Here is an 18812-nt window from a genome sequence, read left to right as displayed (position 1 = left end):
GCTTCGTACAATGAAATGGCCACGTCGAGAGAGCTGGCCGCTCGGCCGGGGGAGGAGAGGACCATGGCGAGACGCCTGCCGTCCAACCCGCCCGTGATCGGCGGTTTCAGTCCCGTCCACGTCCTCGGGTCCGGTGGCTTCGCCGACGTCTTCCTCTACGAGCAGGACATGCCCCGACGACAGGTCGCGGTGAAGGTGCTGCTGGACGAGGTGGTCGACGACCGCGTCCGGCAGATGTTCCAGGCCGAGGCCAACCTGATGGCCCGGCTCAGCACGCACCCGTCGATCCTCACCGTCTTCCAGGCCAGCGTCGCCGCTGACGGCCGTCCCTACCTGGTCATGGAGCTCTGCTCGTCGTCCCTCAGCGAGCGCTACCGTCGCGAACCGATCCCGGTGTCCGAGGTGCTGTCGATCGGCATCCGCATCGGTTCGGCGCTCGAGACCGCACACCGTGAGGGCGTGCTGCACCGCGACATCAAGCCCTCGAACATCCTGCTGACGGCCTACGGCAACCCCGTGCTCTCCGACTTCGGCATCGCCGCGACGATCGGGGGCACCGACCCCGACGAGCCGATCGGCATGTCGATCCCGTGGTCCGCGCCCGAGGTCCTGATCGACGAGTCGCGCGGCACGATCCAGTCCGAGGTGTACTCACTCGCTGCGACGGTGTACTCGCTCCTCGCCGGGCGCAGCCCGTTCGAGGTCCGCGGTGGCAAGAACGGTGCCAACGACCTGATGCACCGGATCGACAAGGGCGGCGTGAAGCCGACCGGTCGCACCGACGTGCCGCCCTCGCTGGAGCGTCTGCTCGCCTCGGCGCTGTCCCGCAAGCCGCAGGGACGCCCCGCGACGGTGATGGAACTCGTGCGCGGGTTCCAGCAGGTCGAGGCCGAGCTCGGCATCCCGCAGACGTCCGCCGACGTCGCGGTCGAGGCCTGGGCGATCTCGACGCCCACCCCGCACGGGGACCGCACCGTGATCCGTGAGCTGCAGCCACCCACCCGGGTCGGTGCGCGTCGTCGGACCCGCCGCGCGGTGCAGGGCGGGGTCGTGGCCGGCGGTTCGCACAGCGTCGGCACCGTGCACCGCACCGGGTCCGTGACCCGTGCCCGTCGCCGAACCCGTTCGACCCTGGTCTGGGCGACGTCCCTTGCCGTCGTCGTGGTCGCGGCCCTCGCGATCGCCACGGTCGTCGTCGTCGGTCGGCTCGGCGCCGGGGCGATCCCGGTCGTGGCCGAGGTCCGTGCCGAGCCGTCGCCGCAGTCCGTGTCCTTCAGCTGGACCGACCCGGGGCTGCGCAGCGGCGACACGTACGTCATCTCGTCCAACGGGTCCTCGAGCCAGCAGACCGGCACGACGTTCGTCGTCTCCGGTGAACGCGGCGACGAGGAGTGCATCGCCGTCGCGGTGAACCGCGACGGCAAGACGGGTGCTGCGAGCGCGCAGAAGTGCGCGACGATCGGGAGCGCCGGGTGATCCGCGCCCTCCTCGCGAAGCACCGCTCCGCAGCCGTGACCACCGGTGCCTCGCTGCTCGTCGCCGCCGTCGTCGCGACCACGGCCATCGTCTCCACCGGGTACCACACGCAACGCGTCGACCTCGGTGACGGCACCGTCTGGGTGCCCTCGGCCGAGTACGGCGCGGTCGGCCGGGCGAACACCGGCATCCTGCAGCTCAACACCGCGGTCGAGACGGCCAGCGACGACCTGTCCGTGCTGCAGCGCGGCTCCACCGTCTACAGCGTCGACGAGACCAAGGGCACGGTCGCCCGGGTCGACGTCGCCGACGCCACCGTGGGTGATGCGATCACGCTGCCTGCCGGGACGCCGCAGGTCTTCTTCGCGGGCGACACCGCGGTCATCGGCAACGCGGACACGGGTGAGCTCTGGTCGACCCCCGCGAGCGACCTCGCCGAGTTCGACGCGTCGGCCAGGGCCGACCTGACCCTGGGCGCCGACACCGTCTTCGACGCCTCCGACGGCCACGTCGCGGTCTACTCCGCGAAGACCGGAACGGCGTCGCTGGTCGACGTCGGCACGACACTCACCGTCGCCGAACGGTGGAAGGTCGACATGGACCGGGGCGACGACTTCCAGGTCGCCACGTTCGACGGGCACCTCGCCGTGCTCGACCGCACGAGCGGTGCCCTGTCGGTCGACGGGCGCACCGTCGAGCTCGGCGACCGGGTGGGGTCGTCGCCGGCCCTCCAGCGGTCGTCGGACACCACGGCCCAGGTCACGGTCGCCGGCACGGCGGGCCTGGTCCGCGTCAGTGCCTCCGGCACCGTGGACGGCACCGCGCTCGAGGTGTCCGGTCGAGCCGCGCGGCCCTACGTCGACGGCTCCTGCACATACGCCGCGTGGGCGGGCGGACAGGCGATCGACACGTGCGACGGCAGCGCGTTGCAGCGGCTGGCGAGCACCGGCGGTACGAGCGAACTGCAGATCCTGCACAACGGCGACACCGTCGTCGCCAACGACCCGACGAGCGGCCGATCCTGGGCGATCGACCGGAGTGGTCAGCTCATCGACAACTGGGCCGACCTGATCAAGCAGGACGACGAGCAGCAGCAGGAGCAGGTCTCCGACGACGACCCCGAGGTCGACAAGGACCAGAAGCCGCCGGTGGCGGTGGACGACGAACTTGGCGCTCGTCCGGGACGCACCACGAGCCTCCCGGTCCTGCTGAACGACTACGACCCGAACGGTGACCCGATCATCGTGAGCGAGGTCGGCACCATCTCGAAGTCCGTCGGCCACGTCGCGATCGTCGGCGACGGACAACGTCTGCAGGTCACGCTGTCGCCGCGAGCCACCGGGACCGTGACGTTCCCCTACACGATCACCGACGGCAACGGCGGTTCGGACACCGCGACGGTCCGGATCCGCGTGCGCCCCGACAGCGAGAACGAGGCGCCGCGGCAGGTCCGTGACACCTCGGCCGACGTCGTCCAGAACGGGCACGTGGTCTCGAACGTGCTCGGTGACTGGATCGACCCGGACGGCGACCCGGTGTACCTGGAGTCGGCCACCGCGTCGAACGGCGACCGGGTGTCCACCACACCGGACGGCCTGCTCGACTTCCGGAACGACAGCGGCCGCACCGGTGAGCGGTCGGTGCAGCTGGTCGTGAGCGACGGACGCGCTGACGGCCGGGGCGCCGTGACGGTGCGGGTGGCCAAGCAGGGCACCGTCCCGTTGCGCGCCGACCCGTTCCCCGTGTCCGGGTACGCCGGCAAGGCCTTCACGGTCGAGCCACTCGACCACGTGCGTGGTGGCAACGGCACCGTGACACTGACCAGCGTGTCGTCGGCATCCGGGCTCACCGTCACCCCGAGCTACGACGCCGGGACCTTCCGGGTGCAAGGGGAGCGGGCGGGCGACCACCAGCTCGAGTACACGGTGACCGACGGCGTGAAGACGTCGAGCGGCATCGTCCGGGTGACCGTCCTCGCGCCACCGGACGCCTCGACGGCGCCGATCACCACGCCGAAGACGGTGTTCGTCAACACCCTGTCCACCAAGGACACGGACGTCACCGCGACCGACATCGACCCGGCGGGCGGGGTGCTGCTCGTGACGGCGCTCGACGGACCCGGACGGGGCAGCGGGGTGCAGGCGACCATCCTCGACCAGCACAAGGTCCGCGTCACGCTCACGGCGCCGCTCGACGGTCCGGTCTCGTTCGGGTACACGGAGACGAACGGGTTGGCGTCGTCCCCCGGCACGATCACCGTCGTCGAGATCCCCAAGCCCGACCGCATCCAGCCTCCTGTCGCCCAGCCCGACACCGCCACCGTGCGCGTCGGAGACGTCGCGAACATCGACGTGCTCGGCAACGACACCCAGCCCGAGGGCGAACCGTTGACGCTCCAGCCCGAACTGGTGCAGAACGTGCCGGGCAACGGCGGCCTGCTGTTCGTCTCCGGTGACCACCTGCGCTACCTCGCCCCGAAGACGCCGGGCAACTACACCGCCGTCTACCGAGTGGCCGGCCCCGACGGCCAGTACGCCGATGCCGCCGTGTCGATCTCGGTGCGCGAGCGTGACGCCGCGACCAACAACCCGCCGGTCCCGCAGACCGTCACCGCGCGCGTGGTCGCCGGGTCGTCGGTGCGGATCAGCGTGCCGTTGAACGGGATCGACCCGGACGGCGACTCCGTCCAGCTCGTCGGAGTGGGCTCCAACCCCGACAAGGGATCGGTCGCCGACGTCGCCTCGGACGCCCTGACCTACGAGGCCGGCGACTACTCGGCGGGTACCGACGAGTTCACCTACACGGTCGTGGACGCTCTCGGGGCCCGCGCGTCCGGCACCGTGCGCGTGGGTATCGCACCCCGCGCCGAGCAGGCCTCGAAGCCCGTGGCCGAGGCCGACCACGTCACGATCCGTCCCGGTGGGTCGGTGACGGTGCGTGTCCTGCAGAACGACTCCGACCCCGAGGGCGGGCAGCTCACCGTCGCGCAGGCCGAGCCGACGGCCGAGGACGTCACGGCGAAGATCCTCCGGAAGCAGCAGATCCGCGTCACGCCCCCGAAGTCGGCGAAGCGCGGTGACTACGCCGTGCTCTACACCGTCGCGAACAGCAGCGGGGGATCGAGCACGACCTTCCTCACGGTGACCGTCGACCCGGACGCCCAGCCGCTCCGGCCCGAGGTCGACGACACGACCCTCGACCTGCAGGACATCCTCCGCCGGAAGAGCGTGACCGTCGACGTGCTCGACAACGTCTTCTTCGCCGAGGGCACCGCGGCCGACCTCCGGGTCGGGGTCGTCCCCGGCTACGGCGACACGGCGACGCCCACCGGCGACGGCCGCATCACGGTCCGGTTGACCGACGATTCGCAGGTGATCCCGTTCTCGGTCGCCCGGCTCGACCACCCGGACATCGTCTCCTACGGCTTCATCAACGTGCCGGGCTTCGACGACGCCCTGCCCCAGATCAACCGCAGCGCCGGCGCGGTCACGGTGAAGAGCGAGGCCACGGTCCGCATCCCGCTGCAGGACTTCGTCGTGACGGCGAACGGCGAGACCGCGAAGATCACCGACCGCGGCACGGTCAAGGCCACCCACGCGAACGGGCAGAGCCTGGTGGTGGACTCGTCGACGCTGCAGTTCACGTCGTCGAAGCTCTACTACGGCAAGGCGTCGATCTCCTTCGAGGTCACCGACGGCTCGTCGGCGAACGGCGGCAAGGGCCGCGTCGCCACCCTCGTGCTCCCGATCACGGTCACGCCCCGGTCGAACCAGCCGCCGGCGTTCGCGGGTTCCTCGATCGAGATGCAGCCGGGCGAGACGCGGAAGATCGACCTGAGGAAGCTCACCGACTACCCGTACCCGAAGGACCTGCCGGAGCTCCGGTACTCGATCGTCGGCCGGCCCGCCGCTGGGACGACCGCGTCGATCGCGAAGCAGCAGCTCACCATCGCGGTCGCCGACACCGCGAAGAAGAACACCACCGCATCGATCGGGATCGGCGTCGCGGACGACGCCAACGCCGGTCGTGCCGGCACGGTCGCCGTGGGCGTCGTCGGCTCCACCCGGCCGGTGGTCCAGCCGGGCGCCGACCGCGCGGTGACGAAGCGCGGGGCGACCACCACCCTCGACGTCCTGACGAACGACCAGCCGACCAACCCGTTCCCCGGCGAGCGGCTGCGCGTCGTGAACATCCGCGGTCTGTCCGGCGGACTCCCGAAGGGTGTCACCGTCACACCGAGCGGTGATCGCTCGCGTCTGCAGGTCGCGGTCGCCGGAACCGCGAAGCCCGGCGACGCGCACCTGCAGTACCAGGTGGCGGACGCCACGAACGACCCCGACCGGTACGTCTGGGGCGACGTCACGATCTCGGTGCAGGACGTCCCGGACGCGCCGGGGGCGCCCACCCGCACCGGCTCCTACGACGGTGGTCAGGCCACGCTGACCTGGGCGACCCCGCAGAGCAACAACTCGCCCATCACGGGCTACCGCGTCGTCGGGACCAACGGCGTCTCGAAGAACTGCGGGACCGCGACGGTGTGCACGGTCACCGGCCTCGACCCGAAGGAGTCCTACCGGTTCCAGGTCGTGGCGACCAACGCGATCGGTGACTCGAAGCCCTCGGCCCGCTCGGGTCCGATGAGTGCGGACTTCGTGCCGGCACCGCCGAAGGGCATCACGGTCACACCCAGCAGGTCGACGCCGAACCAGCTCGACGTCAATTGGGGCAAGGTGTCCGCGCCGAACAACGGCAGCGCGGTCGACAACTACGTCGTGACGATCGAGGGTCCGGGGTTGTCCGACACCCGCAACACCGGCACCGCCACGAGCACCTCGTTCACCGGCGCCCAGAGTGCCGCCCAGTACACGGTCACCGTGTCGGCCCGGAACGCCGCCGACCGCAACGGCACCGTCGTGCAGTGGAACTCCGCGTCCGCCACCGGAAGCGCGGTCGGGACGCCGGGCAAGCCGACGAACCTCCAGGCGGTAGCCGGCGACCAGGCGGATTCGTCGGGTCGCTCGACCGTGACCGTGAGCTGGAGCGCTGGCGATGCCGCTGGCGGTTCCGGTCTCCGGTACGCCGTGTTCCGATCCGGCAACGTGGACTGCGCGGCCCCGTCCTCGAACTCGATCGGCAGCTCGAGTCCGGCCCGTGACTCGGGCGTCGGTGGCGGCTCGACGCGGTACGCCGTCACCGTCTCCAACGGCTTCTTCTGCAACGTCGAGTACGTCGACGCCGTGACCTACGAGCGTCCGTCGGGGACGAACCGGCCGGACGTGGGGACGACCCAGACGAGCACCAACCTCTGGAACGTCTCCGTGACGGCACCGTCGCGGAGCGTGGACCACTACCAGCTCGACACCGGCGGACAGACGGTCAGGCTGCAGCCGGGTCAGACGTGGACGGGTGTTCCTGGGACGGGCGGTCGCAACGTCTCCTCGCAGCTGGTCCTCCGCGCGTGCGGCGGACCAGGGAGCACGTTCTGCACGACGGACGACCAGTCCTGGACCGGTGCCGCCGCCGCCTTCGACACCCGTGTGGCCGTGACCGCGGCGCAGCAGGGCAAGCCGCTGGTGGTCTCGGGTCCCAGCGGTGGCACGGTCCGGTTCACCGCCGACTGGTTCCTCGACGAGGGCGGCAACGTGTTCGTCGGCACCGACAGCTGGAACGCCGGGGAGACCGCTCCGACCCCTCCGGTCGGTGCCAGCTCCGTGAAGGTCCGCGCGACCGTCAGGACAGCGGACGGGTCCGAGCTGTCCCAGGAGGGTGAGCCCACCGAGGCCTTCCCGGTTGCCGATGCCCCCGCTCCCGAGCAGCCTGCCCCGGAACCAGCCCCCGGCGGCTGACACCCGCCGCCCGACCCGCCAACGCCGCCCTCCCGCCACGACCGAAGGACCATCCCGCATGAGCATGACCCCGGAGCAGGCCACCTGGTTCGCCGACGTCGCAGGCCGCATCGTGACCAACGTCGAGCAGGTGCTCCTCGGGAAGACGTTCGTGATCCGCCTCGCGGTCACGGCGATGCTCAGTGAGGGGCACCTGCTCCTCGAGGACGTTCCCGGAACGGGCAAGACGAGCCTCGCCCGAGCGATGGCGCAGAGCGTGCAGGGCACCACGAACCGCATCCAGTTCACCCCCGACCTGCTGCCGGGCGACATCACCGGGATCAGTGTCTACGACCAGCGGACGCAGGAGTTCGACTTCCACCGCGGACCCGTGTTCGCGAACATCGTGCTCGCTGACGAGATCAACCGTGCGAGCCCGAAGACCCAGTCCGCGCTGCTCGAGGCGATGGAGGAGTCCGCGATCACGGTCGACGGCGTCAACCACCGTCTCGCCGCGCCCTTCATGGTCATCGCGACCCAGAACCCGATCGAGCAGGCCGGCACCTACCGCCTGCCCGAGGCACAGCTCGACCGCTTCCTCATGAAGACGTCCATCGGCTACCCCGACCACGCGGCGACGGTGAAGATCCTCGAGACCTCGTCGGCTCCGTCGGCGTCGGTCCCGCTGGCGAGCGTCGTGCCCGCCGCGACCATCACCGAGATGGCCGCCCTGGCGCGCACCGTGCACGTCGACGCCGTGATCGCCGACTACGTCGCCCGCCTGGTGGACGCGACCCGCTCCGCGAGCGAGGTCCGGCTGGGCGTCAGCGTTCGAGGGGCGATGGGCCTGATCCGCGCTTCACGTGTCCTCGCGGCGCTGAGCGGTCGCCACTACGTCACACCGGACGACGTGAAGGCGCTGGCCGTCCCGGTCCTCGCGCACCGCCTGGTGCTCGACGCCGAGGCCGAGTTCGACGGCGTCAGCGCACCGAGCGTCATCGCGCAGCTCCTGGTGGAGACCCCGCCGCCCGCCGACCGAGTCACGACGTGACGGACCGCCGGTCCGTCTCCACGCGCTCGCGCCGTCCGTCCTCGACGCGGTCGCGTCGTGGCACGACGGCGTACGAGCGCACGGGGACGGTCACCGGCATGACCAACGTCCGGACGCGGATCGTCGGTGACCGCGAGGGCGTCGCAGCGGATGCGGTCATCGGGATCGTCCGGCTCTGGGCAACGGCCTGGAGGCTCGTCCTGCGTCTCTGGGGCGAGGTCTCGTCCGTCGTCACCGGGCTCGGGTGGACGGTCGCCGCGCTGACGCTCGTCGCGTTCGTGGCCGGCTACCGCTTCGGTCTGCGGGAGATCGTCGTCGTCGGCTTCGCCGGCGCCGTGCTCGCGGTGGTCGCTGCGGTGGCGTTGATCGGCCGGTCACGGCTGGTGATCCGGATGCGGCTCCCGCAGCACCGTGTGGCGGTCGGCGACGACGCCGGTGTGATCATCACGGCGGAGAACCCCACGCGCCTGCCGTCGGTGCCGACCACCGTCGAGGTGCCGGTCGGGTCCGGTCTGGTCGACGTCGCCATCCCGGCCATCGGGCCGCACGGCACCTTCGAGCGGCAGGTCCCCGTCCCGACGCTCCGCCGCGGGGTGCTCGACGTCGGGCCCGTGACGGGGGTCCGCGCCGACCCCGTGGGACTCGTCCGCCGCGAACTCGTCTGGACCGCCCGCGAGCAGGTCATCGTGCACCCGCGCACCATCGCGATCCCGTCGACGAGTACCGGGCTGGTGCGTGACCTCGAGGGGCAGGCGACGACGGACCTGTCGCCCGCGGACATCGCATTCCACGCCATCCGCGAGTACATGCCCGGCGACGACCCGCGCACCATCCACTGGAAGTCGACCGCGAAGTCCGGCGCGCTCATGGTCCGGCAGTTCGAGGACACCCGTCGCTCGCACCTCGTCGTCGCGCTCGGCATCGCCCGCGGTGAGTTCGCCGACGACGAGGAGTTCGAACTCGCGGTGAGCGCGGCCGCCTCCCTCGGCGCGCGGGCGATCCGTGACGGCCGCGAGGTCTCGGTCGTGGTGTCCCAGCGCACGCCGGAGTTCGCGAAGCGTGCGGTGTACGCCGTCCGGACGCTCCCCACCGTCACGCCGACGCGCCTGCTCGACGACTTCGCCTCGGTCGGCCTGGCCGACGCGTGCCTGCCGATCGCCGAGGTCTCCCGGATCGTGGGGAGCGACACCGACGGCATCTCCGTCGCGTTCCTCGTCGTGGGTTCGACCGTCGGCCTGCCCGCGCTCCGACTCGCCGCCACGCGGTTCCCCGTCGGGGTGGAGGTCGTCGCGGTGATCTGCGAGCCCGAGGCCCAGCCGCGGTTCCTGCGTGTCGCGGGTCTGACGGTGATGACCATCGGCTACCTGGACGACCTCCGGCATGCCCTGCACCGATCGGCGTCGGCAGCATGAGCGCCGCACCCGTGACGACCCCGGCCCCGGACCGGGCGAGACGCTCGACTCGACGGTCCGACCGTCGCGATGCCCGCCGGCTCGTCCCGTTCCGCCTCGCCGGCGGCACGCTCGCGGTCTGGCTGTTGCTGGCCGTCGCGAGCACGTCCTGGTGGCCGGTGTACCGGGACGGCGCGATGATCACCGCCGCGGTCACGGCGATCGTGATCGGGACGGTCGTCGCGCTCCTCGGCACCCTGCTCCGGCTCCCGATGGCCGTCGTGGCGATCGCGACCGTCGCCGCGTTCACGCTGACCGGCGTCCCAGCCGCCGTGCCGAGCCAGGCGAACGGCCTGCTGCCCACCGGACACGGACTCCTCGACCTCTTCGCCGGCGTCGCCCTCGGCTGGAAGCAGCTGGTGACCATCAGCCTTCCGGTGGGTTCCTACGAAGCGCTCCTCGTGCCCTACTTCGTGACGCTGCTCGTGGCGACGGTGACCGCCGTGAGCGTGGCGACCCGCGCCTCCAGGCAGGAACTCGCGAGCATCCCGGCACTGGTGCTCTTCGCGGTGGGCGTGGTCGTCGGGCCGAGCCGGCTCGACACGTCGATCCTGACGGCGGTCGTCCTGGTCGGCCTCGCCCTCGTCTGGGCGCTGACGGTCCGGCACGCGCGTCGCGCGGTCGCCGTGGCGACCACCATCGGTTCCCGTGTGCCGGTCGCACGGTCCATCGTCCGACCCGCGCTCGTGGGCACCGGCACCATCGTGGCCGCGGCGGTCGTCGCGACCGGGCTCGGCCTGGTCGCACCGCCCTCCGGTGACCGCACCGTCGCTCGCACCGACGTCGTGAAGCCGTTCGATCCCCGCGACTACGTCAGTCCGCTCAGCGGGTTCCGCGCCTACGAGGAATCCACCGCCTCGGACGCGACCCAGCTCCGGGTGACCGGCCTGCCCGAGGGTGGGTTCGTCCGCATCGCGACGCTGGACACCTACGACGGCGTGGTCTACCGGGTCGGCGGCGCCGACGGCTCGGCGGGCTCGGGCACCTTCGAACGCGTGCCGACCTCGGTCGACGTCCGTGGCGTCCGGGGCACCACGGTCGACGTCGGTGTGACGGTCGACGGGTACCGCGGTGTGTGGCTGCCGACGGTCGGCGACTTGGAGCGCGTGGAGTTCACCGGGCAGGACGCCGACGACGAGCGCGGCGCGTTCTTCTACAACGGATCGACCCGCACCGGCGCCGTGGTCGGCGGAGTGGGGGACGGCACGTCCTACGACCTGACGGCGGTGCTGCCCGACCAGCCGACGGAACGGCAGCTGGCCACCGCGCGGCCGGGGAGCGCAGCGGTCCCCACCGCACGGGACGTCCCCGACGCCGTGCGCGACACCGTGGAGTCGACGACGAAGGACGTCTCGGCACCCGGTGCGAAGCTCCTCGCCGCGGTGCAGGCACTGCAGCGGAAGGGGTACGTCAGTCACGGTGTCGGTGACGACCGGATGAGCCGGTCCGGTCACGGCGCCGACCGTGTCCAGGAGCTCCTCACCGCGCCCCTGATGATCGGGGACCAGGAACAGTACGCCGCGGCGGCCGCGCTGATGGCCGACCAGATCGGGTTCCCCGCGCGGGTCGTGATGGGCTTCACGGCCGGGGGCGACTCGGGCAGCGACGACACCGCAGCGCGTGGCGGGACGACGACCTTCCGCGGGTCCGACGTCACGGCCCGCATCGAGGTGGACACCGCGCAGTGGGGGTGGGTGATGCTCAACCCCAACCCCGAGGTGCGCGAGATCCCGGACGAGCAGCAGCAGACCCCGCAGCCGGTGACCCGTCCGGAGACGGTCGTGCCGCCGCCCCCGGTGGACCAGCAGGACCAGGACCAGCAGACGCCTCCGGAGAGTGACCGGAACACGCCGCCGGTGCAGCCGCTCTGGCTCCGGATCCTGCTCGCGGTGCTGCCCTGGGCCCTCGGGACCCTCGGCGTCGTCGCACTCGTCCTGCTGCCGTTCGCCGTGATCGTGCTGCTGAAGCGACTGCGACGGCGACGACGGCGGAACGCCACCACGCACCGGGGTCGCATCGTCGGCGCCTGGGACGAGTACCGCGACGCGCTGCTCGACCGTGGGCACGACGTACGGCGATCCGCCACCCGGCGTGAAGCCGTCGTCGGTGCACCGGGCGACGGCGGGACCGGACTCGCGGCGCTGGCCGACCGTGCGGTGTTCGGCCCGAGCGATGCCGACCAGTCCACCGCCGATCGCATGTGGGCGGCGACGGACGACGCGATCGGTTCGCTCCGGACCGGGCGGACCCGGCGGGAGCGGTTCCGCACCGCCGTGTCGCTCCGGTCGCTGCGGGGAGCCGGGCGTCGTCCGACGGCGCGGTCCCGTCGTGGAACCGACGGCCAGGCTGCGTCGGGGCACGGCGACTACGATGTCCAGAGGCCGGACGAGCGTCGTGGACGGCCGAGTGAGGACAGAGGCACCACGTGATCAGATGCGAACACTGCGGATCGATGCTCCCGGACGGGGCGATCTTCTGCGGTGAGTGCGGACGCGCGGTCACCGCCGCGGCGAGCCGTCGCCCGGTCGCGCCGACCCCCGTCGAACAGGCACCGCCGCCACCGTTGCAGCAGCCCGACGCCCACGGCCGACGGTCCGACCCGGCCTCCGACGCCTGGTTGCCCGAAGCCACGCTCGACCCCGCCACCCGCGCCTGGCTCACCGGTGCCGACCGCCGTGGAACCGAACCGCCGGCACCCGTGCCGGTGCAGCGTCCCGACGACTTCGCGCCGCGCCAGGCGCCCTCCCACGTGCACGGCGCCGGATCCGGACTCGGGGACTGGTCGGGCGCGCCGGGCCAGTCGGATCCGGAGCCGGCTCTCGACCCCGACGCCTACCCGTCCGAGCCCCTTGACGCCGACGACCCCGAGCGCACCCGCATCGCCCCGGCTCCGGGTCGCGCGGCGACATCCTCCGCCCCGGTGCGCGATGCCGCGACGCCCGGTCCTGAGCAGACGGCGCAGCAGCCCGTCGCACCCCCGCACACCGCGGAGCCCGCTCTGCCCGTGTGGGCACCGCCGGCCGCCACCGCACCCCCAGCGGCACCCGCCGGTCCGTCCTGGTGGGTGGGCCGTGGTACCCCGGCTGCCGAGACGCCGTCCGAGCCGGTCGTTCCGCCGGTGCCAGGAGCACCTGCCGACCCGGCCGCCGAGCAGGGCACCGCGGCTCCTGCGTCGGACCCACAGGACGGACAGGACACACAGGACGGACCGGACCCACAGGGCGAACAGGATGCCCAGGCCGGCTCCGAGCCGGAGCGCGACGAGGTGATCGTGGCGGCGTCGGAGACGAGTGCCGCCGACGACCAGCCCGCCGTCGTGTCGCCCCCGCAGCCCGGGGACACCGCCGTGGTCGAGCCGCTCATCGACCGACGGCCGCCGCGTCCGGCCCCGCTCGTCACCCCCGGCATGCACGAGACGACCATCTGCCACGTCTGCGGCAACCGGCTCGAGCCCGACGACATCTTCTGCGGCGAGTGCGGAGCCGTCCGCCCGGCGGTCACCGCGGCCTTCACCGGCCCGGTCATGCCCTTGCCGATGACCCGACCCGACTGGGCAGCAGAAGGCTCCGACGAGACCCAGGGATCTGACAGCGCCCAGGGGTCTGACGGCACCCAGGGGCCTGACGGCACCGAGACGTCCGGAACGGCCGACGATGTGGGCGAGCCGGCCGGGGGCTCGTCCGACCCCGCGGGCTCGTCCGACCCCGCGGGCTCGGACGAGTCCGACGAGAACAGCGCCGACGAACTCGCTGCGCACGACGAGCAGGGCGATGAGCCGCACGACGAGATCCCGGTGGACGACGAGCCGGTCCGCGCCGGGGTCGAGCAGGCCGGTTCGGGCCGTCGCGCCCGGAGGGCGCACGCTGCCCCGGTCAGCGAGCCCGAGGCGTCCGCCGTACCGCGCGTCCCGCTCCCGCCGGTGCCCGGTTCCGCGACCGTCCCGTCCTCCGCGCCGTCCGCCACCGCGCCCGGTGCGCCACTGGCTGCGCCGCTGCCCCCGATCTCGGGAGCGACCGGACCCGCGCTGCCGCTCCCGCCGGCGAGCCCGTCCGAGTCGAACGCCGGAGCCGATGAGTCCGACGACCCCGACGACGACGTCGACGAGACCCGCATCGTCGCGAAGACCCCGACCCGGGCGCCGTTCGTCCTGCACTTCAGCACGGGTGAACGGCTCGGGGTGCACGGCACGGGCCTGCTCGGCCGCCTGCCGCGACCGCAGCCGGGGGAGCGGTACGACGACCTGCTGACCGTGCACGATCCGGGCAAATCCGTGTCGAAGACCCACCTCGAGCTCGGCCGCGACGGCGACGACCTGTGGGTCTCCGACCGGTTCTCCGGCAACGGCACGGTGGTCCGGCACATCGACGGATCGATCCGCCGCTGCGAGCCCGGTCGGCGGTACCGCGTCGAGCGTGGTGCGCGCGTCGACATCGGTGAGCAGTTCTTCCTCGTGCAGTAGGCGACTTCTCCACAGATCCCGTCGCGGACCAGCGCTGGGCCGTTCGCACCTGGTGCGATGGGGACATGTCCCGCTTCACCGCCCGCTGTGTGATCGTGGGGGCAGCGGTCGCGCTCGTCGTGGCCGGTGTCCTCGCGCCGATCAGTGGTGCCGGGCAGAGCGTCCTGCTCGGCGCGGGTGCGTGCTGCGCCCTGGTCGACGTCGTGCTGCACCGATCGGCGCCGCCGGATCCCGGAACCCGTCCGGCCCCGGTCGTTGCGCCGCGTGCGCCGGACCAGCCCGCCGCGGCCGATCCCCTCGGCTCGACGGCGCAGGCGACGGGCACGACCTCTGCGGACGATGACGGCACCCCGGCACTCGTCCTCGGGCACGGGTCGGGCGGCAACCTGCTCCGCGTCGATGCCGGCTCCCACATCGTGGTCGTCGGGGCCGGAGCACTCGCCGTCGCGGTGTTCCGCGGGCTCGCCGAGCAGCTCCGCGCCGCTGCCGTCCACGCCGACGACGACCTGCGGTGGGCCGTCGCGCCAGGACTCCTCGACGCCGCGGGCTCCGGCAGCGACGATCCGGCCCTGACCACCTCGAGCGCGCCGTCAGTGGAGCCCCTCCCGTCGGGGACGTCGGTCGCGGTGTGGATGGGCACCGACGGCCGACCTCTCGGCACGGTGGTGCTCGTGCCCGGACTCGGAGCAGCGCCCCGACACCGGGACGTCACCGTCGAGGTCTCGCGGTACGGCTGCTCCGTCCGTCGACTCGACGGCGACGGGGTCGTCCGTGTGTCCCCGGCGCTGCCGGTCCTCGCCCCCGACCCCGACAGCGCGGACCGATGACCAGCGCCGAGGAGCAGCGCGGACCGAGGATCAGCGCAGACCGAGGATCAGCACCCGCGACGGATCAGCGCAGCCCGGCACCGACGCGCACCGCACCGACGGGGACGCCACCGCCGAGCACCCGCTCACCGGTCGCCTCGAGCACCTCGGCCACGCCGTCGGACGCGACGAGCCCGTTCCGCTCGAGCAGGGCAAGGGCCGCCAGGGTGCCGGCCCGCTGCGAGCCGTCGAGCACCTTCACCGCCACCGCCGCGCCGCCGGGCAACCCCATGACCATGACGCCCTCGGCACCGAGCTTCGCCAGCACCTGCAGCCGCTCGATGGTGACCGTGTTCGCACGCCCGACACCGTCGATCGCCCACGGGTGCGCAAGGACCGCGTCGGTCAGCGCGGCGGAGTCGTCGTCGGCCCGTGCCACGACACCGGCGAACCCGCGTGCCAACCCCGTCAGGGTCAGCGGGAACACGGGGGCGCCGCAGCCGTCCGTGCCGACCAGGTCGACGGTCTCGTGCGTGTACTCCTCGACCACGGAACGCACCCGCTGCTGCAGCGGGTGCTCGATGTCGAGGTACGTGGCCTCGTCCCACCCGTTCACCCGGCAGGCCGCGAGCATGCCGGCGTGCTTGCCGGAGCAGTTCATCGCCAGTCGGCGGGGTCCGTCCATCGTGCGGGCGGTGCCGCGGTCGAACGGCATGTCCGGCGGGCAACCGAGGTCGGCCTCGACGTGGTCGAAGGACTCGAGCATGTGCAGGGCGAGCGCCTGGTGCGCCGCGGTCCCGGCATGGCTCGCGGTGGTGAGGACGAGCTCCTCGTCGGAGAACAGCGCGCCGGCGCGTCGGACCGCCAGGGCCTGGAACGGCTTCATGGTGGAACGCGGGTAGATGCTCGCCGTCACGTCACCCACGGAGTCGATCACCGTGCCGGTCGCGTCGACGACGACGCCGGCACCGACGTGTCGGCTCTCGTCGAACCCTGAGCGTTCGAGCACCGCCAGCTCGACGGAACCGTCGGCGGTGAGAGGATGGCGATCACTGCGGACTTCGGGGCTCACCGTCATGCCGCCATGCTAGCCAAGGCGAAGGGGCGCACCCGTGCACGACCACTCCTACGAGGTCTCCGTCAGCTGGACCGGCGACCGCGGGACCGGCACGTCCGGGTACCGCGACTACGGCCGCGAACACGTGGTCTCGGCGACGGGCAAGCCGGACGTCCCCGGCTCTGCCGACCCGACGTTCCGCGGGGACCGTGACCGCTGGAACCCCGAGGAGATGGTGGTCGCGGCGCTGGCCCAGTGCCACATGCTCAGTTACCTGCACGTCGCGGTCACGAAGGGCTTCACCGTCGTGGACTACCAGGACACCGCGACCGCGTCGCTCCGCCTGAACCGTGACGGTTCGGGTGAACTGACCGAGGCGACCCTGCACCCGGTCGTCACGATCCTCGAGGCCGACCGCGTCGCGGACGCCGAAGCCGCACACGTCACCGCCAACCAGCTCTGCTTCATCGCACGCTCCGTGGCGTTCCCGGTGCACCACGAGCCGCAGCTGGTCGTCCGACCTGCGTCATTGGCAGGGGACTCTTCGACTGGTGGGGCAGACTAGGTCCTCGTGAAGCGTCTCCGCCTGCTCCCGATCGCCATCGTCCCCGCCGTCGTGCTGGGACTCGCCGCCTGCTCCGGCTCCGGTTCGAACGGGTCCTCGGCCTCGCCGACCCCGTCGGCCAGCGCCACGGCCTCGGCGATCACCTCCTGCCCCGACCCGGGCAAGGCCTCCGACGCCGTCCAGGCGACCGGGTCGTTCGGTGGGACGAAGGCCCCGACCGTCAAGTTCGCCTCTGGCCTGTCCGCGAAGACGCCGCAGGCCACCCGGCTCGTGAAGGGCAAGGGCGCGGCGCTCGACGAGGGCGACTACGCGCAGGTGTCCTACAGCGTGTACAAGACGTCGGACGCCAAGAAGCTCGGCACCGTCGGCTTCGACGAGGGCAACCCGCAGGTCCTGTCCGTCGGTGGGTCGGGCTTCGGCGCACTCCTCGCCTGCTCGAAGGTGGGCGACCGGATCGCCGCGGTCGGACAGTCCTCGGCACTCGGGTTCAACACCGGCGGCGAGATCGTGGTCGTCGCCGACGTCGTCGCGCAGACCCCCACCAAGGCGAACGGCACCCCGAAGGACCAAGACCCGGCCCTGCCCACGGTCAAGGACAAGTCGAGCGGCGAGCCGGAGATCACGATCCCCGACGGCGTGAAGGCGCCCACGAAGACCACGGTCGAGGTGCTCAAGCAGGGCGACGGCTCCGCGATCGCCGACGGCGACACCGCACTCGTGCAGTACAAGGGCGTCGTCTACGACACGGGCAAGGAGTTCGACTCCTCGTGGTCGAAGGGCGTCCCCACCACCTTCACCGTGTCGGAGAGCGCGCTCATCAAGGGCTTCGTCACCGGGCTCGTCGGGCAGAAGGTCGGCTCGCAGGTCCTGATCGTCGCCACGCCGGAGGACGCCTACGGCGCCAACCCGCAGGAGGGCTCGGGCATCCCGAAGAACGCCACGCTCGTCTTCGTGGTCGACATCCTCGCCAAGGGCTGATCGTGACGGACGGCGGCCTCGGCAGCACCGGTCCGGCCCGCAGACGCATCGTCGTCCTCGGCAGCACCGGTTCGATCGGCACCCAGGCGCTCGACGTCGTCGCCCGCAACCCCGACCGGTTCGAGGTCGTCGGCCTCACCGCGGGCAGCAACCGCGACCTCGTCGCCGAGCAGGCCGCCCGTTTCGGCGTGCGCGACACCGCGTTCGGCGCGGCCGACTCGGAACGGCTCGTCCGGAGTGTCGAGGCCGACGTCGTGCTCAACGGCATCACCGGTTCGGTCGGGCTCGGTCCGACGCTGGCCGCACTCGAGAGCGGTGCCACCCTCGCCCTGGCGAACAAGGAGAGCCTGATCGTCGGCGGCTCCCTCGTGCAGCAGGCCGCGGCACCCGGGCAGATCGTCCCCGTCGACAGCGAGCACTCCGCGATCGCGCAGGCGCTCCGCTCCGGCGTCGACACCGAGGTGCAGCGGCTCGTCCTCACCGCGAGCGGGGGCCCGTTCCGCGGGCGCACCCGCGAGCAGCTCCACGACGTCACCTCTGCCCAGGCACTGGCGCACCCCACCTGGGACATGGGGCTCGTCGTCACGACGAACTCCGCCACCCTGGTGAACAAGGGGCTCGAGGTCATCGAGGCCCACCTGCTCTTCGACGTGCCGTACGACCGCATCGACGTCACCGTGCACGCGCAGTCGATCGTGCACTCGATGGTCGAGTTCGTCGACGGTTCCACCATCGCCCAGGCGTCGCCGCCGGACATGCGGCTGCCGATCGCACTCGGCCTGGCCTGGCCGGACCGGGTGCCCGGCGTCGGCGTGCCGCTCGACTGGACGACCGCGAGCACGTGGACGTTCGAGCCTCTCGACCAGGACGCCTTCGGCGCCGTCGCCCTCGCGAAGCGGGTGGGCGAGCTGGGTGGGACGTTCCCGGCCGTGTTCAACGCCGCGAACGAGCAGGCCGTCGCCGCGTTCCACGCCGGCGCGATCGGTTTCCTGGACATCGTCGACACGGTCGAGCGCATCGTCGAGGAGCACACCGCGGGGGAGCCGTCACTCGACGGCGTGCTCGCGGCGGAGCAGTGGGCCCGCACCGCTGCGGACCGCGCGCTGACCCGCTGACGCGAGTCGCGCCTCCCGTCCGACGCGGC

11 protein-coding genes are annotated in these 18812 nt (G+C 72.2%); 10 read left to right on the top strand and 1 reads right to left on the bottom strand.

The features are described from left to right. Window positions 1–63: 63 nt before the first annotated feature. The 7 genes from ABRP24_RS10100 to ABRP24_RS10070 all read left to right on the top strand — a co-directional run bounded on the left by ABRP24_RS10100 (window position 64) and on the right by ABRP24_RS10070 (window position 15089). A complete protein-coding gene (locus ABRP24_RS10100; RefSeq protein ID WP_173034052.1) occupies window positions 64–1476 on the top strand; it encodes a serine/threonine-protein kinase in 1413 nt (470 codons plus the stop codon). Then, window positions 1473–7322: an Ig-like domain-containing protein gene (locus ABRP24_RS10095; RefSeq protein WP_349848685.1), complete on the top strand. Its 5850-nt coding sequence runs from the start codon at window positions 1473–1475 to the stop codon at window positions 7320–7322. Before ABRP24_RS10100 ends, ABRP24_RS10095 begins: the two co-directional genes overlap by 4 nt. 58 nt (window positions 7323–7380) lie before the next feature. Continuing rightward, a complete protein-coding gene (locus ABRP24_RS10090) occupies window positions 7381–8352 on the top strand; it encodes a MoxR family ATPase (RefSeq protein ID WP_027465773.1) in 972 nt (323 codons plus the stop codon). A 98-nt stretch (window positions 8353–8450) separates the two neighbouring features. Further along, window positions 8451–9764 (top strand): DUF58 domain-containing protein, encoded by a 1314-nt coding sequence (locus tag ABRP24_RS10085; protein WP_051596797.1) that lies wholly within the window; start codon window positions 8451–8453, stop codon window positions 9762–9764. Then, the gene (locus ABRP24_RS10080; RefSeq protein WP_349848682.1) at window positions 9761–12232 is read left to right on the top strand and encodes a transglutaminaseTgpA domain-containing protein; all 2472 of its coding nucleotides are present in this window, start codon (window positions 9761–9763) and stop codon (window positions 12230–12232) included. The genes ABRP24_RS10085 and ABRP24_RS10080 overlap by 4 nt, the downstream gene beginning before the upstream one ends. Further along, window positions 12229–14262, top strand: coding sequence for a zinc-ribbon domain-containing protein (locus ABRP24_RS10075; RefSeq protein ID WP_349848680.1), 2034 nt, complete (start codon window positions 12229–12231; stop codon window positions 14260–14262). Before ABRP24_RS10080 ends, ABRP24_RS10075 begins: the two co-directional genes overlap by 4 nt. A 65-nt stretch (window positions 14263–14327) precedes the next feature. Next, window positions 14328–15089 carry a hypothetical protein gene (locus ABRP24_RS10070; protein ID WP_349848678.1) on the top strand — a complete coding sequence of 254 codons (762 nt, stop codon included), beginning with the start codon at window positions 14328–14330 and terminating at the stop codon, window positions 15087–15089. Between the two features lie 64 nt (window positions 15090–15153). On the opposite strand, the gene ABRP24_RS10065 is transcribed toward ABRP24_RS10070, so the two are convergent. Next, window positions 15154–16146 (bottom strand): asparaginase, encoded by a 993-nt coding sequence (locus tag ABRP24_RS10065; RefSeq protein WP_214561454.1) that lies wholly within the window; start codon window positions 16144–16146, stop codon window positions 15154–15156. A gap of 34 nt (window positions 16147–16180) precedes the next feature. Here ABRP24_RS10065 and ABRP24_RS10060 point away from each other — a divergent pair, with 34 nt between their 5' ends. The 3 genes from ABRP24_RS10060 to dxr are packed head-to-tail and all read left to right on the top strand — an operon-like array spanning window position 16181 to window position 18783. After that, window positions 16181–16690 carry an OsmC family protein gene (locus tag ABRP24_RS10060; RefSeq protein ID WP_027465770.1) on the top strand — a complete coding sequence of 170 codons (510 nt, stop codon included), beginning with the start codon at window positions 16181–16183 and terminating at the stop codon, window positions 16688–16690. Window positions 16691–16696: 6 nt separating this feature from the next. Next, the gene (locus tag ABRP24_RS10055) at window positions 16697–17668 is read left to right on the top strand and encodes an FKBP-type peptidyl-prolyl cis-trans isomerase (RefSeq protein WP_349848676.1); all 972 of its coding nucleotides are present in this window, start codon (window positions 16697–16699) and stop codon (window positions 17666–17668) included. A gap of 2 nt (window positions 17669–17670) precedes the next feature. After that, complete coding sequence (gene dxr, locus ABRP24_RS10050; RefSeq protein ID WP_349848674.1) at window positions 17671–18783, top strand: 1-deoxy-D-xylulose-5-phosphate reductoisomerase; 1113 nt, start codon at window positions 17671–17673, stop codon at window positions 18781–18783. Window positions 18784–18812: the final 29 nt, after the last annotated feature.

This window comes from Curtobacterium sp. WHRI 8282 (assembly GCF_040223925.2).
GTDB classification, from domain to species: Bacteria; Actinomycetota; Actinomycetes; order Actinomycetales; family Microbacteriaceae; genus Curtobacterium; species Curtobacterium flaccumfaciens.
This window is presented reverse-complemented; position numbering and strand designations above follow the sequence as displayed.

Coding starts and splice junctions, on each gene's coding strand:
- ABRP24_RS10070 (WP_349848678.1), top strand. CDS start 14,328: ATGTCCCGCTTCACCGCCCGCTGTGTGATCGTGGGGGCAGCGGTCGCG.
- ABRP24_RS10090 (WP_027465773.1), top strand. CDS start 7,381: ATGAGCATGACCCCGGAGCAGGCCACCTGGTTCGCCGACGTCGCAGGC.
- ABRP24_RS10085 (WP_051596797.1), top strand. CDS start 8,451: ATGACCAACGTCCGGACGCGGATCGTCGGTGACCGCGAGGGCGTCGCA.
- ABRP24_RS10065 (WP_214561454.1), bottom strand. CDS start 16,146: ATGACGGTGAGCCCCGAAGTCCGCAGTGATCGCCATCCTCTCACCGCC.
- ABRP24_RS10080 (WP_349848682.1), top strand. CDS start 9,761: ATGAGCGCCGCACCCGTGACGACCCCGGCCCCGGACCGGGCGAGACGC.
- ABRP24_RS10100 (WP_173034052.1), top strand. CDS start 64: ATGGCGAGACGCCTGCCGTCCAACCCGCCCGTGATCGGCGGTTTCAGT.